Raw genomic sequence first — 16,872 nt, 5'->3', positions numbered from 1 at the left:
ACCTCTTTCTACCCCTCTCCCAACACCGCCGCCAATTTCGCCTCTTCTCCGTCAGATAGCTCTCCCGGAAGAATCAGCGGAAATGACTGAGCGGGCGGCAATAAAAATCCCGCTTCCATAAATTTTTGAAATAGCGTTGTCCAATTTTCTGTTTCTGCTTTTTCTCTCAACTCAAGATAAATGCCGCGCTGTTGCCATCGGCTTTTTTTTAAAACTTTTTCAACGCGCTGTAATTGAGGGGTTGCCCTATTCGGCGCGGCGAACAGGTCGTAGATTCCGCGCGTAGCGGTTGCAAGCAGTACGGGGGGAAGAATGTCGCTTTGCGGTAAATTGGCAAGTTGGTTTCCAGATTCAATGGCTGTTATGCACAAGCCAAGCGGCAGTCCGCCGCGCCAGAGTTGAATGCCGGGGAGTACGGGGATAAGAATAGGGGCGTTATCTGTCACCGCGAATGGTGATGTTGGGTTGGAAAAAGGGCGCCAAAGTTTGGCGTCTCCGTTGTTGAAAAGTAGGGATAATTTCTGCGGCGGCGCGGCGTATAGGCGAAGAACACGTCCCGGGAAAATTTTTGACAGCGATTTCAGGTAACGGCTTTCGGTGAAGTGGGGGAAGGGCGCATATAAGCCTCTGCTCGCGGTATTTTTCAGTTCGCGTAAAATGTTTGGCGGAGTGTGACCCAAGACTGCCGCGCCGCCGTTTAGCCAAAGATCGACTAAACGTTTGCCGTTGGATAAATAAAGACGGAAGCCTCTTGCGCGAAGAACAGTGGGGATTTCTCTTAAAAGATTAAGATCGTCTTTTATTTCCATACTATCTATTTTATACTCATTAGCCTTAATTTGTCATAGCAAAAACGCAAAGTCTTTTAATCACTATCTCTAATTTTTTCATAAGCTCTGCCCTGATGTTCGCTTAAAAAACGTTTGTCCTGTCCTGAATCAAAACGGACATGCACAACAGGGCCGTCTTCACTATCCATTACTCCCATGACCGCGCCGTAACCGTGATCTTCGTGAAACAGGCGCTGTCCCCTTTGCCAACCGGCGCGTTTTTCAAGTTCGCTATTTGCGTCGCTATTTGCGCGGGTTGCTCCGCTATACGCGCTATTTGCGCCGCTTGCTCTGCCTGCGTAACCGCTTGCGCCACTATCTGCGCCGCTTCTTGCGCCGCTTGCGCGTAAGTTTTGCGGATTAAGCGGGTTAAAATTTCTCCCGATGAATGGTCTTCCGCCTGAGTACTGCGGCGCGGTGAAACTCCGCGTTACCTCAATCTCTTTTATTTGCAAATAATTTCTGTCTATCTCGCGCAAAAATAACGACGGCTGCATTTGCGCGGTTTTTCCGTACATTCGCCGTTCAGCGCAGGTTGTTAAATAGAGTTCGTCCATGGCGCGGGTGGCTCCTACATAAAAGAGACGGCGCTCTTCTTCAAGCTCGTCGTCTTTTTTGTCTTCTCTTGGAAAGATGCCTTGCTCAAGCCCTGTCATTATTACGCGCTTGAATTCCAAACCTTTGGTGTTGTGAAAAGTAATCAGCGTTACGGCGTTTTGCGCGCCGCCGGATTTGTCCTCGTTTGCTTTGTCTTCCATTGAGCGGTCAAGTTCTATGTTCTCAAGAAATTCAGCAAGACCTTCGTAGGTTTGCGGATAATCACTTGCCGAATTCACAAGTTCCTGTAAATTGCCAATTTTGTTGTTTCCGGAAACATCATCCTGCGTTCTGTGATATTCGGCAAGGCCGGAATCATTAATAATTTTTGTAACAAGAACCGAAAGTTTATCGCCCGAAATAAGTTCAGTCTGTTTTCTTGACGAGCGTTTTTCCAGTAACTGAGTTTCCGCCTTGAGTTTCTTTATCGCGGTTTTTTTTACAGTGAGGTGTTTCGTTTCGTCATTTACATTTTCTTCCTGATGTTGCGCAGATTGAGCTAACAATTTTTTCGCGTCTTCAATTACCTTTATAAACTCATCAAGGCCTTTACGCGCTTTTGCGGAGCAGTCCAATGCGCGGCTTGATTCAAGCAAGTTGCCGCCGTGTTCGCCAGAAGCTCCTGTCAGCTTATCAACTGTTGCCGTGCCTACGCCTCTTGTGGGTTTGTTCACTATGCGGCGAAAAGCTACTTCATCGCGGGGATTTACCAGAAAAGCCAAAAGCGCGATGGAGTCTTTTATTTCTTCGCGCTCATAAAATTTTAATGAACCGACAACACGGTAGGGAATGTTTTTCCGCAGGAAATGAGTTTCAAACCCCGCTGATTGCGCGTTGGTGCGGTAAAGGATTGCCCAATCCGACCAATTTGTTTCTTTCTTTTTTACGGAGGCGATGATTTTATCCGCGCAAAAAGACGCTTCCTCGTTTTGGTCGGGAAGGTAGGCAAGTACGGGCAGAGGGCCGTCTCCTTTTTCGGCGCGAAGGGTTTTTCCCAAACGGTCGTGATTGTAATCGACTACGGAGGACGCTACTTTTAAAATGTTTGATGTTGAGCGGTAATTTTGCTCAAGGCGAATAACGTCCGCGCCAGAAAAACGGTTGGGAAACTCAAGAATGTTTTTTACTTCCGCGCCGCGGAAACGGTAAATGGATTGGTCGTCATCGCCGACCACGCAAACATAAGTATCGGGACCGCACAGTTCTTTTAACAGACTGAATTGCGCCACGTTCGCGTCTTGATACTCGTCTACCATTATTGCCCGAAACCGCTCGCGGAAACGCCGCGCCACTTCCGGTTGACTGCGGAGAATCTCAACCGGTTTTTTTATCAAGTCGCCAAAATCGACATTGCCTATTTGCGCCATGCGTTCTTCGTAGCGTTTGTAAATGTCACGGAACTTTTTACTATGATCGATAATCGCAAGCGCGGGATCGTCGGGGGTGAGAAAATAATCTTTCGCTCTGGAAATGTTGTGCGCGTAATGTTTCACGTCGGCTTTAGGCGTGTTTTCCAAAATTGATGAAAGAAGGGAGACGACATCATCATCATCGTAAATGACAAAACCCGAATCAAGACCGGCAAGAGCGCCATTACGCCGCAGGAACCACGCTCCAAAAGAGTGAAAAGTCCGCAGCATCGCGTCTCCCGCGCGCTCGTCAATTTGCTTTGCGCGTTCAGCCATCTCTCTTGCCGCTTTGTTTGTAAATGTCACCGCCAGAATTGAACGCGGATCCATTCCCTTATCCCTGATTAACCACGCTATCTTTGTGGTAATCACTCTTGTCTTGCCGGAACCCGCGCCCGCCAGTATCAACAACGGTTTCCCCGTGTGCAGAACGGCGCGGCGTTGTTCGCTATTGAGCGTGTCAAGATAAGAAGGATAGTCAGCTTCGCGCATTCGCTAATTGTAACAGAAATAAGTTTTATCGCAAGAGATTCACACCAAGATCACAAAGAGACAAAGATCACAAAGAAGAGGGAAGGTGTTTTTGTTCAAATCTAAGCGTGAGTTTCACGATAAGATAACGGACAAAAACCTTTAATTCCTCTTTGTGTTCTTCTCTTCCTCTGTGTCCTTTGTGTGAAATTTTTTGATTAGTTCACTGTTAAGGCTGATATTCAAGCTCGAAAGTAAAAGGCGTATTCGCGGCGGCTGGGGTTGATGCGGACATTTCTCTCGCGCTTGTTCCTACCGGGCTTGGGGGCATTAAGTTTGCGGTTCTTTCGTCTCTTGGCGTTGTCACCTGTCCAGTCTGATCCACTTGGCTGCTTCCGCCCGCGCTGACAATAACATACTGCCCGTTGTTACCGGCAAAACTGACCTTGCCTTCGTTTACATAAAGGTTGTTGGTATCAAATTCAAAGCTGGTTCCACGGACAGACGCTGTTGAAGACGGCGAACTTACCGTGGTTAACGCTTTTGTTCCGGCAGCCGGCTTTACGTCTACGCGGACCCTTCCCGATTGCAAATTTACATTCAGAGTTTCAGTTTCTTCTATCTTTTGTATTTCAGCTAACGTTAAAGTCGTTAAAGGACGCACCGTTATTGTTGTGCCGCCAATTTTAATTATGGCGTAACTTTTAAAACTTGTTGCTATAACAGTGTCCTTAAAAATTTTATCGCCTTTGTTAGCTGTTTTAAACGAAGCGTCTTTTGACTGCTTGATTTCTACCGTGCCTGTAAGCTCTTCAATGAACGCGTCCTGAGCGAACACATACAAACCTGTTAAAATAAAGATTGTTACAAACAATAATCTTTTCATTTTCTTACTCCTATAATTAATATATTGAAAATACCAAATTAAGTTTTGTGCGCCATAAAATATCCGCGTCGGGGGCGGCGTCGCCTAACGCGGGTATGAATACGCCTGTTCCAAAGTTTAAGCGGATGCCTGAAGTTATAGTCCATATAAGCCGCCCGAATATTTCCGCTCCAAGAAAAAATCCTTTTGAGTCTTCTTCGATTACGGGATAATACTTGTATGTTCCCAAATCATTCCTGATAAAATACGTGATAGCCATATTCGCGGATAATGAGTTTGTCAGTCTGCCCGTAAAGTCTAGGGATAATAAAGACAAGCCTGAAAGTTTTGCTTCTGTAAGCTCTCCCTGAGAAACTGTTGTTATGGGCAAAAACGCGCCTATTGATTTATCTTCGCTAACCCCGCTTGAATAGCGCCCCGATAATTTTATCTGTTTTTCCAGTTTTGTCGGTAATATAAATGTTAGTGCAACATCCGCGGCAAACGCGGGAGTTATTTCATCGTTATACTCGATTAACTCCAGACATCCGCCTAAATCAAAAATAAGGGATTTTCCCTGAACAGATAATGCCGCCGTCAGATATTGGCTGTTTAAATTTTCGTCGCCCGCATCAAACTGGGATAATAACGAAACTTTTAAGCCGAGGAATCCGGCAAGAGACGGGTTATCGTATTCAAGGGCGGCTAAAACACGGGGAGGGGCAAAGTAGGTGTTGACAAAATCTTCATAATCAACTTTATCATTACTGGATTTCAATTCGTTAGGTGTCATTGTAATCGCCGCTCTATCCCTGTATAAAAGGCCGGTGTACCAGCCGCCGACGCTGATATTTCCGTTACGTGTAATAAATGAAACCTGAGCTCCGTCAAATAGGCCGTTTGCTGTAATTCTTAATGGATCGCTGTAGAACATCCGTCCTATATTTAAATTTATGCTTCCCAAATTAAAGTTAATATCGGTTCTTGTCAGTTCCGGTATTATCGCAAAATAATCAGTACTGCTCTCAACTTCATAATTTATCGCGGCGGAAATGAACAAACTGCCTTTTTCTCCAATCAGCGCGGTAAACCTCGGCATTAAAACGCCATATATGTCGAAATTGGTTTTTTCAAAATCAAAGGACGGCACGTCAATGTCCGCACTCTGGCTGAAAACAAGCCCAAAATCAAAAGCGTTAAGCGAAAACGCGCCTAAATGAAAAATAGCGGCAAGGATGAGTAATAATTTTTTCATTGAGCGTCCTCCAGCAATGTAATTTCCACACGTCTGTTAAGCGCCATGCCTTCGGGCGTGTTGTTGTCAGCGATGGGTTTTTCAGAACCGTATCCCCTAACGACGATTTCATTCGCTTTTCGCGCTCCCAAACGCACAAGATAATCCGCTACCGCCTGCGCTCTTTCACGCGACGTGCGAAGTCTTTCCTGCGGTGTTCCGGCAAGCGCGGTATGCCCGGCAACAAGGATTTTTCTGCCGGGAATGGAACTGAGTATCCGCGCGATTTCGGCAATTTCCGCTTTTTCTTTTTCCGGCAACTCCGAAGAATTAGCCAAAAATTGAATGTTGGAAATGCTGATTGTTACGCCTTCTTCCGTTATGCGAACATCAGTATTTGCGACTTCCATCGCTTCAAGTTTGGCGGTTATTTGCCCCGCCAGCGCGATATTTTCCTCTTTCCTGATTTCTTCCGCCGTCAACTCGCGCGGAAATTCCCAAGGGTTGTCTTCGATACGGTACAACAGGCGGTTGACGATAAAAAGCATTCTTTCGCCTGACACTTTCATGTGCGGATCGATTCGCCCCTGTATCAAATCCTGAAAAACCATTTCGCGGTAACTGTAATGGGCGCTGTTAAACAAAGTATACATCGGCCCGCCCTTCAAGCCAAAAGCTTTCATTACAAGATGAGAAAATTTTTCCAAAGTAATAGCGTCCTGTGCATTGATTTTTTTTGGCAGCCAATATTTTTCAATCGCAAAACGTACCGCGTCCTGTCCGTCTTTTTTATCATAATCTCCCGTAACATCCGCCGCTTCCAGCACAAAACGCGCCGCCTGCGCGTAACTTACGGCAGGAGTTTTTAAATACGTCTGTATTTCATCAGCGGTTTGCGCGTGTAACGCGGCGCAGATGATGAGGAGAAAGATTGTTATAATTACGTTCTTTTTCATGTTGTTTATAGTCCTTATGCTATTAAGGTGATGATATCCATGCAGCAGAAGGGGTAGCTCCATTTTCATTGTCATAAGACAGAATATCATTCTCGTCAGAGTCACTATCCTTGTATATAATGACGGCCATGTTACTGTCTATAATACACACAGCGTTACCTTTATTATTAATAGTAGTATTATTCGAATTTACCACCATATTAGGTTTAATACCAGTTCCTCCATAAATAATCCCATTTGTTTTAGAGAAATTTGCCCATTCGTTCAAACACACACCGCCACCAAAACTATTATCTCCTTTTGTTTTATTGGAATAGATACTACCGCCTTGCATGATAAAGGTTCCTAAGCTTGACACATATACACCACCGCCACCCTTAGTGGTTTCATTACTATAAATCTCTCCGCTATTCATGGTAAAACTTCCATTAGCGCTAATATATACTCCGCCACCATAGGTATTGGTAATCGATCCAGTACCAGTGGTTTTATTCTCGTAAATTTTTCCATCATCCATGATGAAGGTTCCTTCGTTGTACACACCGCCGCCGTTAATACTGACTGTATTTTCGTAAATATTTCCTCCTTTCATGTTGAAGGTTCCTTCGTTGTACACACCGCCACCGTTGCTGGTGTTAAAATTGTCGTGGATTCCTCCGCCATACATATTGAAGGTTCCTAAATTGTACACACCACCGCCGCTAGATGCAGAATTGTAAACGATTTGTCCGCCATACATGGTGAAGGTTCCGCCCTCAGCCACATATACCCCGCCGCCATAGGTGCTGGTTTTATTAAAATGAATAACTATTTCTGAATTTAATCCACCACGTATAACCAATGCCCCCCTGCACTTACATTAACAAGCGGGACGATATTACCATCAATTCCTTCAAGGTCAATGTATCCGTCCAAATTTAGCGTAATGCCCTGGTTCACAATAAATAGCGAGCCTTTACTTAAAAGCTTAATGGTTGGGGTTGATGACCTCTCATCATCTTTAATTCCTTTTAAGGTTACAATTACATTACTAGCGCCGTTGTTAAGATAAAGAGTATATGGAGCAATTGTCTCAACAAAATCCGCACCATAAACACTAATCACCTCAATAATATACTCAACATCACTCTGTGCGTGGGTCTTAATCCAATCCAATCTGTCTGTAAAAGCTAGAGGAGCACTGGTAGAACTATCAACTGTCGGAACATTTATTTGAAATATCTTTACATCTATATCCTTAGCGCTAGTAAAATTATTCCACACCTTTACAACTTCAGAGATTACTCTTAATCTTTTAATGCCTTTGTAAAATATAAAAGTGACAAAATAATCGCCTGCATCAACATTATCTTTGTAAAAACGAAATGTCGTTTCATCGCCTGTAGTTTCGAAGACAACTGTATTATTTATATCAAACTCTTGCCTAGAGCCATTTGTCGTTTCGAAGTCAGGCAAATATTTATTGGAAAATGCGATAACTTTTGTAACCCCCGCATAGCTAGGGAATGTAAAAGTGAGGTCTATCGCGCCTGTTCCTCCTTCACTTTCCACGGGATTAAGTAGAATACTAGTAGCACTTTGAAAAGAGGTATAAACAGGATCAGATACGTTAGCAAATATTTTTTTATTATCTCTATTATAAGCCTCCACAAAAAATATATAATCCCCCCCCCAGCGGCACTGAAACATACACAGTGATAGGCATATTAATATTAAATGCAGGGGAAGATTCACCTATGAATGTTCCTATTTTTTCATCTATATAATCATAAATAGATATTTTAATACTGGTTATATCCTCTATATTCACCCTAGGCCATACTGTCCTTTCATTATTATTAACAATATTAATTGTAACATTTACCATTCCCGCAGGGGGAGTTGTACGCTCCTGCAAGTTCTCAAGACCTTCTTTACAGGTTGAAAACACCAACGCAAAGATTATTATTCCCATAATAACCGTTGTCCGCTTTAATATTTTTTCCATATTAATAATTACTTCCTTCATTTTTTCCCCCAATTAGCGTACTATTATTGTACAGGAGCCAGATACGCTCCATTCCCAATCAAGACTATTGTCTTTTACAACTACGGTTATGTCATATATTCCTGCCGTTTCAGCAGTAAAGGTATAGGAAGAAGTTGTTACTTCTGTTTGAAGACTTCCTCCTATATACCAAGCAAATGTATAGCCAAAATCCGCGCTATGTCCAATTACTGTTAATTCCGCAGAATCATTTATATCAACATAAACAGGCTCATTTTTCAGCGGTTCAGAGTCAGTCGCTCCATTTATATCGCCAATTGATACAATAATAGTAATTGGAGTCAATTGTTCTTCATCCCAACCTCCGCTATAGGTTGGTGGAGTAGTTGAGCCGTTATAAGCCAAAGGAGCAGTCGTTACAACATCAGAATCCTTCCATAAAGGTACTCCATTATTTTGATCTAAGACACAAGCCGCATGACCTTTCTTCTCTAAAATTTGATTATTATTTTCAACCTTATTGCTTTTATTATTAGTTGAAATGTAACCATAGATTGTACCGCTTGTTTTATTAAATATTCCGCCGTTGGCAACACACACGCCGCCGCCGGCATAAGTGGCTGTATTTTCTTTGATTTCTCCGCCGCTCATAGTGAATATTCCGCCGTTGGCAACATACACGCTGCCGCCGTATTTGGCTGTATTATGGTAGAGTTCCGCGCTACCGCTACTACTCATATTGAAGGTTCCACCGTTTACATATACCCCGCCACCCAAGCCGGAGTCAGCATTATTCAGATTGATTGTTCCCCCATTCATAGTAAATTGTCCGCCATTGCTAACTACTATGCCGCCACCATTATCAGCGCTATTATTGGTAATATTTCCATTGTTCATGGTGAAGTTTCCACCGTTGGCAACATACACGCCGCCGCCGGTCATCTCTGTTGCGCTATTATTTGTATTATCAGTGATTGCAGCCTCAAGACTATTCATTATCAGCGTGCCGCTTACATAAACCGCAGGATTAACGTTAGTTGTAAAGCCCTTTAGCGTAATGCTTTCAAGCGTAAGCGTAACTCCAGAATCAATTTTAATCCATCCATAACTTGTAGCACTGCTTCCTAACTGAACAGTACCTTTGCCAGTTAGGGTGATTTTTACATTTTCTATAGCATGATCATAATCATCCTTGTAACTAAGCAAGCTTTCAGAATTAAGGTTTTGAGTGTCTGTAATAGTAACGGTATAGTTCCCTGCCACAATCGCATTATCATAAAGCCAGTTTAATTTGTCCGTTAGCGTACTGCCGCGAGCTTCAGTAATGAAGTCTCCCCATGCCGCGTAAAGATCAATGTTACTGTTTATTACACTATTTAAATTAAACTCTGGCCCATTAAGTCCCAACGTCCATTTAGTAAATTCATAACTTCTACGAGTAGGATTAGGGGGCAAATCGGTCAACCTGCCGCCTTTAACTACTTGTTTTTGTATTGACGTGTGTATTGACGATCCCTCTTTAAAAATGCCGCCGTTGGAGTGGAATGTTACGAAATAGTCTTCGCTCCAGTACGCGTAAAGAGTAATGTCTTTCGTTATTTTATTTATTTCAACATCATCAAAATCAAATAGTTGCCTTTCATCATCTGTCCCATAATACCATCCACCAAAGTTGAGAGTACTATTGGGATTTGTAGGATTGTGGTCAGGTTTTTTAGCGGGGAAGCCGTGACGCACTATCTGATCCGGCACATTACTCCCGCCATCGGAGTTAAATTTTACCATGTGCGCCTGATACATTTTTATTTTTTCTCTGTTATCCTGCCCTGATTTTAAAATTACATCCTCGGAGCCTACCGCATAAATATCATCTCCCAACCAGGAATAAACCGATACATTCCACTTACCCGGAGCTATATAGGCTTCAAAGGTTGTGCCTGTAAAACTGAACTCCAGTTTTCCCGTAGCGCTTGTAAGTACAATATCATGCCTAAGTTGGTTAAGGGTTTTCGGGATTTGTATTATAAAAAGCGGCACGTTCCGCGTTGCCGAATGAAATAACGATTTTCGCCAAATCTCCCTGCCATTCGCTAAAACAGCCGGATAAACTAATAACAAAAATCGTTACAAGTATCGATAACTTAACTGATGATTTTTTACATTTTATCATAATGAATTCTCCTTCCATAATATAACTCGTTAATATCACTTATAAATAAATCTTATTTGCACTATTTACCAATATATCTAAATATATAAAAAAAATCAAATTTAAACAACTAATTTCCGCGGACTAAAACGTGACACGATTTAGCGTTATGTCAAAATAAACAGCTTAGGATTTTGGAGAATTATTTAAACGCTCACTTCCAAATCAAATCCCCGCCGCGATACAACCCGACATTTTACGAAAGTTCCCGGCTGGGGATTTGATTTGCCTGTTTTACTTTTTACAATTACTGCCGCGCCGTCAATGTCCGGCGCCTGGCAGTACAGCCGCCCCAGCCAGAGAGTCTCACTTTCTTCTGATGAGATAGAGTCAGCGGCATTTCTGCCGGCGGCATTTCTGTCGGTGTCGGTTTCGTCTGCGGCAAATTGCTCTTCAACTAACACTTCCATATTTTGACTAACAAAGCGATCCATATTTTTTTCCGTAATAGGGATTTGCCGCTCTTCAATTACTTGTTTGCGTTTTTCCGCGGTTTTAACGGGAACGCGCTTTTTCATCGAATACGCCGAAGTGCTTTCTTCTCTTGAATACACAAAACAGCCAAGCCAGTCTAAATTGGCTTTTTCCTGAAAATCGAGTAACTGCGCGAAATCTTCTTCTGTTTCGCCGGGAAAACCCAACAGAAAAGTAGATCGTATAACGGCATTTGGCAGTCTTGCGCGGATTGTTTCGAGTAACGCAAGATATTTTTCAGCGTTTCCGTGACGGTTCATAGCGGTAAGTATTTTGGAAGATGCGTGTTGGAAGGGAATGTCAAAGTAGGGAAGAAAACGCGTATCTTTTTCCATAAGATTGAGTATTTTTAAAGGAAAATGGTCGGGATGAATGTACAACAGGCGCACCCAAAAACGCTCTTTCCTTTTTAGGGAAGAAATCGCCTCAAGCAGTTCCGGCAAATTTGAGGCGGTATTTGCGCCTGTAACAATTTCGTCGGCAATGTTAAAGACAGACTCTTTAGCGGCGTTTGAAGCAGAGTTCGAGACTGAGGCGAAGCCTTTAGCGGCATCTGTCCCAAAAGCGCCAATGTCCTGTCCGATGATGCATATTTCCCTAATACCGCGATCCAATAGCGTATTACATTCTTCTAAAATATCGGGTATTTTACGGCTTACAAGGCCGCCGCGAATAAGCGGAATGGCGCAAAAAGAACAGCGGTTGTTACACCCTTCGCTTATTTTTACATAAGCCGAACCGGGCAGTGATAAAAGCGGACGCTCTCCCGCAGACGGAATAGCGTTATGTGATAATTTCGCTTCGCCGTTTACAAGGCTTGCAGCTATTTGGGTTATTTGCGAAATATCTTCCACGCCAAAAAACTCATCCGCTTCCGGCATGTTTTTGCCCAGTTCTTTCGCATAACGTTGCGCGAGACAGCCTGCAAGGAGTATTTTTTTGCCGGGGTAGAGTTTACGCCATTCGAAAACCGCGTTAATTGATTCGCGTTTCGCGCTTTCAATAAATCCGCAGGAGTTGATTATAATTAAATCTGCCTGTTCCGCTTCGGATACGCTTTCCCATCCTTCCTTGTTAAGGTGAGCCATCATGTTTTCAGCGTCAACCTGATTTTTTACACAGCCGAAAGGATCAAGAAAATAGCGCATTTATTTAACGGTGGAGAATTATAGTTCCAGCCGCATCAGAACAAGCCGGTAACGGTTTTCATCATCTCTTACCCAGCGGATTTCAGCTACGACAACTTCGCCAGCAGAGCCAACTTCTACAGGTACCACACGCCCGCCGCCGATTACCTGAAGTTTCGCAACCTGAGCGTTAGACGCCCAAATGCGAATGCCGTTTTGAGCCTGAATATCAAGAACTTCCGAGCGCTGGAAATAACGCTGGGTAGAACCTCTGCGATCCCTTTCATTAAGGATTTCCCAACGGAACATGCAATACCCCTGGAAACCGATTTGTAAAGTGAAAGGATACGCGCTTACTGAAGCGGGAAAAATTGTAGTGCTTGCGGCGGTTACCGTATTTTCTGTTCGCGGAGAATGTTGTTCCGGTTCCGAACCCGTGTAAGCGGCGGCGTCCATCAAATAGAAATCGAGTAACGCTCCCATATCGGCTTTATTTTTAGCAAAATCAATTAACGTTACGCGCAATTCGGGAATTCCGTCATTGTTAAGATCGATTGTAACTTCCTGGCTTAAATCCAGTATTTCCTGACCCGCCGGAGTGCGAATTGTTACAGCTTCGCCCATATTGTAAAGTTCCAGTTTGTATGTTTCATTATCTACAGAAATTAAAACAGAGTCATTTTTGTACAAACGCCGTTTCATGGAATTGCCTTCCATTATGTATTCGGCGGATGTTTGGCCGGCGGGTTTTCTTTGAACAGGATTATTCTGTTTATTTAAAATTATAGAACGGACAAGCCAACCGCCAGCGCCTAAAACTGCCAGTATTATTACCATAGGAATGATAAACCTTGGCAGTTTTGGTGGACTTTTTAAAAGCTGTTCTACAGGGATCGGCTGTTCTTGAATACGGAGCGCCCTGTAAAGCGATATTAGTTTTTGATTGTCAAGTTCAAGATACGAGCCATAATTTTTTATAAAGCCGATTACATACGGTTCGCCCGGAAAGATAGCGAAATTTTCCGTCTCTAACGCTTCAAGATAACGAATAGAAATATTTGTTTCGCGGCTGATCTGATCAAGCGTCAGCCCTTTTTCTTCGCGCGTTGTTTTTAATTTTTCGCCCAGAGATTCCATTAATTTTCCTCCGCTCTAATTAGAATCTCTAAACAAGAAATTATCATACATATTTGCCGAAGGCGGGATATCATAGGCAAAACGCGCCTCAGGAATGCCGACATTTAATCTGATATTCGTAAAATCAAAACGCAGTTCACTCTCGCCAATTGTCCGTCCTTCAATCCGGCGGATTAATTTTGTTTCGGGATTTATATTTAAAATAATTTCCCTAAAGCCTTCCGAAACAGAACGTCTTGTAAGGCGCAATTTTACGACTCTCTCTCCCGACCCGCCATCCAAAAGTTCTGGATTGGGACCTGTAACAAACGACGCCACATAATTGCGCTTTAATAGTGAAAGCCCCTGGGATGTTGCCAATCCCGCTCCGGATGTTCCCGGTCTTCTGTTAATATTCTGATTTAACACGGCTCTGAATTCAGGCAGGTAGACAATCAGTACATCGCCGTTAAAAATAATAACCTGCCCCGACGGTCTTGTAAAATCAATACGCATAAAGCATGGCGACAGATAGCTTACGTTTCCCGCCATTTCGCTATTTCCAGAACGGATAGTGACAGAAGCCTCATAATCTCTGATAGTCGAGTAATTATCCGATACCATTCCAAGGTACGCTTCTGCAGTTATTATTTCCTGGCCAAAAAGATGAGCTAAACACGCTATGAATATAAAAAACAGGAATATCCCTCGTTTTATCAAAATTAACCTCTGCAAACAATTTTATCCTATTATATTAGTTAAAATCAAGGTTTATTGCAAGCGTTTTACAGATAATTTAAGCTCGTTGACAATAACCTATACAGGGTGATAATCTGTTTATACAGGTCCAGTAGCTCAGGGGATAGAGCGGCCGCCTCCTAAGCGGCAGGTCGGCTGTTCGAGTCAGCCCTGGATCATTGCCAGACCACATAAACTTCGTTTATGTGGTCTGGCTTAGCAGTTTTGCGCGGGGCGCAAAACTGCAAGATTAAAGTACTGAAGGCTTTTTGAAAAATTGCGGCCGTCGTATAACGGCATTACCCTAGCTTCCCAAGCTCGTGACGCGGGTTCGACTCCCGTCGGCCGCTTTAGAATAAATTAACTAAAAACTGTTACTGGTTTATAGTTTTTGTTAATTTTATAAAAAAGTTTAAGACGGGAGTCGAGGAGTTTTATTAGTGTTCATTACAGACTTTGCGGTTGTTGCATACCTCACTTTGCCCGTCTGACCACTAAAACATCACAATTATTCATGTATTTACAATAAACATTCTGTGATGTTTTAGTGGTCAGAGAACGTTTGGATTTAGTTCAGCTACGCCCCTTGACGGGGCGCGGTTGATTGTTCCCCGTCGGCCAAAGACTGTATGGAGTATATAAAAGAAGGAGAAAAATATGCCTGAAAAAAACAATGAATGTAAATGCCCCTATGGCTGTGCAAGGCACGGAAACTGTAAGGCTTGTCAGGAGTACCATAGGAAAGACGGCTCCCGCACAAATTGCGGAAAAACCGGGTATGAGGACGGAAAGAAATAGAGTTGTTTGGTTCAATAGAAATAGAATAATTAACTTCGTAGAAATAATTTCTCAGGTAGGTTTTGTCAATATGCGTAAAAATAGCGCTTTTGTAAAAAAGCAAATTGCGGATTGAATAAAGCTGCTTGATAATAATATTCTGCCCAAACTTGCAAAGACTCTCAAATTTCTGGAAGGAGATGATGGTATTGTTGTAGAGCATCTATCCTTGGATGAATTATAATTTTTGGGAGATAGCATGGAGACTTAAGGCATTGGCCAAAATTTAAAGAAAATATTAAGCGCAATAGAAAAACCGAATCTTTTGAATTAACTATTATTGGAAAAATAACACGCATTGCTTAAATATGGAGTTGTGCGAAACTTTTTGAGTTGGTATAATATTGTAATTCTACATATTGACGATAAAATGAAAATATTGTATTATTTAAAAACTTGAAATAGTATATTATTGCGGTGTACATTTTCATCGTAAAATATAAATAATTTACCGTTAGGAGGGTAAAATGAGAAGGAATATTTTTGGGTTTATCTTAGTTGTTACATTAGTTTGTTTATTCTTTGCCTGTGAAGGTAAGAAATCTGGGACGGCAGAATCAGCTTCGGGAAACAATTCAAATGGTTCTGCAAAGTCTGAAAACATTTCAAAAGATTCAGCAAAGATAGAAAATGGCGGCTTAATTACGATAAAAGAAGCACGTGAGCTTGTATCAAAGAATGAATTCATTCAACCAGAAGAGGGAATGAAATTTGTTGGGTTTGATATATTTATTGATAATGAGAAGGGGAAATCAGACATAAGCCTTAATCTTTTTTTGGGCAGTTTTGAGATAAAGGATTCTGAAGGTTTTACATATACTCCTGGTATTTGGGATGTGGCAGAACCAAAAATAGATGTAAATGGTACAATTGAAAAGGGTGATGTATTACGAGGTTGGATAACAGTTGAGGTTAAAAAAAATACTGTACTATCTAACTTACGTATTAGACTTAATACAGCAAATACAAAATCAGGTTGGATAAATATACAATAATATATTATTGTATAAAACTTTATTTACGCAAAAAGCTTCGCACAACAGGTCGGTAACTGCGTCGCCGCCTAACGGCGGCTCGGACTACGCAAAATACCAGTCGTGGCTTCGCCCCTTTGTGGTATTTTGCTCCGCCACATTTTTGCTTTTGCGAGAAACCGCTTGCGCGGTTTCCTTATCGCAAAAGCAAAAACGTCAGTTACCGCCGGAACGTTAGGCAACATACCACCCTAAATTGGTTGGAAAATTATACCAAGCGGCTATCGCCGCTAAATGGAATAAATAAGGGATTGACATAATAAAATTTTGGGAATATAGTATTTTTAGGTGGTTAAATACATTATAATAAGGAGTAAAAATGAAAAAGTTAATTAATTCAATAAAACAATGGAAAAATGGTAGGGCTGGATATAAGGAATATAAGAAATTATATAAATCTTTGCCTGAAGAATATCGTCTTGTATTTAGGGAAATTGAAAAATACATTTGGTCAATTAATTATGATGGAAATTCGATGATTGTTTTATTGGATATATTGGAAAAGTTTTCAAAAGCATCAATTGATGGACGTAATGTTATTAGCGTTACAGGTGAAGATGTAAGTTTATTTTGTGATAATCTTTGTAAAAATTTAAATGTAAAAACATGGATTGATAAATGTAGGGAAAATTTAAATAAAATTATTCAACAAAAAATAAAACAATAAAATATATGTATATAAAATACGGGTGGTACGTCGCCTAACAGGTCGGTAACTGCTTCGCCGCCTTACGGCGGCTCGGGCTACACAAAAACGCAGTCGGGCTACGCCCTTTGTGCGTTTTTGTTCCGCCACATTTTTGCTTTTGCAAGAAACTGCTTCGCAGTTTCCTTATCGCAAAAGCAAAAACGTCAGTTACCGCCGGAACGTTATGCGAAAAAACCGCAGATAATTTAAGGATTAATCCCATAAAGGATTAGAGCAGCCTACTTGTATCTGACAGCAAACACCTCTTTTATTTTTTGGTTATAATATTTTGTGTAAAAT

The 16,872-nt window shown here is 42.0% G+C and carries 17 protein-coding genes and 2 tRNA genes; 6 read left to right on the top strand and 13 right to left on the bottom strand.

All coding sequences use genetic code 11. From position 1 onward, the window contains the following. Window positions 1-8 precede the first annotated feature (8 nt). The 13 genes from ACYVRA_RS13150 to ACYVRA_RS13090 form a co-directional block, all read right to left on the bottom strand. Window positions 9-809, bottom strand: coding sequence for a hypothetical protein (locus ACYVRA_RS13150; protein WP_461253173.1), 801 nt, complete (start codon window positions 807-809; stop codon window positions 9-11). A gap of 56 nt (window positions 810-865) precedes the next feature. Then, window positions 866-3,328, bottom strand: coding sequence for an ATP-dependent helicase (locus ACYVRA_RS13145; protein WP_461253172.1), 2,463 nt, complete (start codon window positions 3,326-3,328; stop codon window positions 866-868). A gap of 208 nt (window positions 3,329-3,536) precedes the next feature. Continuing rightward, on the bottom strand, window positions 3,537-4,193 hold the full coding sequence (locus ACYVRA_RS13140; protein WP_461253171.1) for a FecR family protein: 657 nt from the start codon (window positions 4,191-4,193) through the stop codon (window positions 3,537-3,539). Between the two features lie 16 nt (window positions 4,194-4,209). Further along, window positions 4,210-5,427 (bottom strand): hypothetical protein, encoded by a 1,218-nt coding sequence (locus ACYVRA_RS13135; RefSeq protein ID WP_461253170.1) that lies wholly within the window; start codon window positions 5,425-5,427, stop codon window positions 4,210-4,212. Then, window positions 5,424-6,362, bottom strand: a complete 939-nt coding sequence (locus ACYVRA_RS13130) for an OmpA family protein (RefSeq protein ID WP_461253169.1) — start codon at window positions 6,360-6,362, stop codon at window positions 5,424-5,426. Before ACYVRA_RS13130 ends, ACYVRA_RS13135 begins: the two co-directional genes overlap by 4 nt. 22 nt (window positions 6,363-6,384) lie before the next feature. Next, window positions 6,385-7,203, bottom strand: a complete 819-nt coding sequence (locus tag ACYVRA_RS13125) for a hypothetical protein (protein WP_461253168.1) — start codon at window positions 7,201-7,203, stop codon at window positions 6,385-6,387. Then, window positions 7,182-8,012, bottom strand: a complete 831-nt coding sequence (locus tag ACYVRA_RS13120; RefSeq protein WP_461253167.1) for a hypothetical protein — start codon at window positions 8,010-8,012, stop codon at window positions 7,182-7,184. The genes ACYVRA_RS13125 and ACYVRA_RS13120 overlap by 22 nt, the downstream gene beginning before the upstream one ends. Further along, the gene (locus tag ACYVRA_RS13115) at window positions 7,999-8,370 is read right to left on the bottom strand and encodes a hypothetical protein (protein ID WP_461253166.1); all 372 of its coding nucleotides are present in this window, start codon (window positions 8,368-8,370) and stop codon (window positions 7,999-8,001) included. The genes ACYVRA_RS13120 and ACYVRA_RS13115 overlap by 14 nt, the downstream gene beginning before the upstream one ends. Before the next feature lie 12 nt (window positions 8,371-8,382). Beyond that, window positions 8,383-10,386 (bottom strand): InlB B-repeat-containing protein, encoded by a 2,004-nt coding sequence (locus tag ACYVRA_RS13110; protein ID WP_461253165.1) that lies wholly within the window; start codon window positions 10,384-10,386, stop codon window positions 8,383-8,385. Beyond that, window positions 10,349-10,519 (bottom strand): hypothetical protein, encoded by a 171-nt coding sequence (locus ACYVRA_RS13105; RefSeq protein ID WP_461253164.1) that lies wholly within the window; start codon window positions 10,517-10,519, stop codon window positions 10,349-10,351. The genes ACYVRA_RS13110 and ACYVRA_RS13105 overlap by 38 nt, the downstream gene beginning before the upstream one ends. A gap of 185 nt (window positions 10,520-10,704) precedes the next feature. Next, a complete protein-coding gene (gene rimO / locus ACYVRA_RS13100; protein WP_461253163.1) occupies window positions 10,705-12,180 on the bottom strand; it encodes a 30S ribosomal protein S12 methylthiotransferase RimO in 1,476 nt (491 codons plus the stop codon). A gap of 18 nt (window positions 12,181-12,198) precedes the next feature. Then, on the bottom strand, window positions 12,199-13,296 hold the full coding sequence (locus tag ACYVRA_RS13095) for a helix-turn-helix domain-containing protein (protein WP_461253162.1): 1,098 nt from the start codon (window positions 13,294-13,296) through the stop codon (window positions 12,199-12,201). A gap of 15 nt (window positions 13,297-13,311) precedes the next feature. Further along, a complete protein-coding gene (locus ACYVRA_RS13090) occupies window positions 13,312-13,995 on the bottom strand; it encodes a LolA family protein (RefSeq protein WP_461253161.1) in 684 nt (227 codons plus the stop codon). Window positions 13,996-14,119: 124 nt separating this feature from the next. On the opposite strand from ACYVRA_RS13090, the gene ACYVRA_RS13085 reads away from it, so the two are divergent. From ACYVRA_RS13085 to ACYVRA_RS13060, 6 genes are all read left to right on the top strand, one after another. Next, a tRNA-Arg gene (locus ACYVRA_RS13085) sits at window positions 14,120-14,192 on the top strand. 100 nt (window positions 14,193-14,292) lie between these two features. Further along, window positions 14,293-14,363: transfer RNA gene (locus ACYVRA_RS13080), tRNA-Gly, on the top strand. 307 nt (window positions 14,364-14,670) lie between these two features. Next, window positions 14,671-14,811, top strand: a complete 141-nt coding sequence (locus tag ACYVRA_RS13075; RefSeq protein WP_461253160.1) for a hypothetical protein — start codon at window positions 14,671-14,673, stop codon at window positions 14,809-14,811. 506 nt (window positions 14,812-15,317) lie between these two features. After that, window positions 15,318-15,845, top strand: coding sequence for a DUF4352 domain-containing protein (locus ACYVRA_RS13070; protein ID WP_461253159.1), 528 nt, complete (start codon window positions 15,318-15,320; stop codon window positions 15,843-15,845). A gap of 7 nt (window positions 15,846-15,852) precedes the next feature. After that, the gene (locus tag ACYVRA_RS13065) at window positions 15,853-16,062 is read left to right on the top strand and encodes a hypothetical protein (protein WP_461253158.1); all 210 of its coding nucleotides are present in this window, start codon (window positions 15,853-15,855) and stop codon (window positions 16,060-16,062) included. Window positions 16,063-16,203: 141 nt separating this feature from the next. Next, on the top strand, window positions 16,204-16,551 hold the full coding sequence (locus ACYVRA_RS13060) for a DUF1048 domain-containing protein (RefSeq protein WP_461253157.1): 348 nt from the start codon (window positions 16,204-16,206) through the stop codon (window positions 16,549-16,551). Window positions 16,552-16,872: the final 321 nt, after the last annotated feature.

It is taken from the genome of Treponema sp. R8-4-B8 (assembly GCF_054786175.1).
This window is presented reverse-complemented; position numbering and strand designations above follow the sequence as displayed.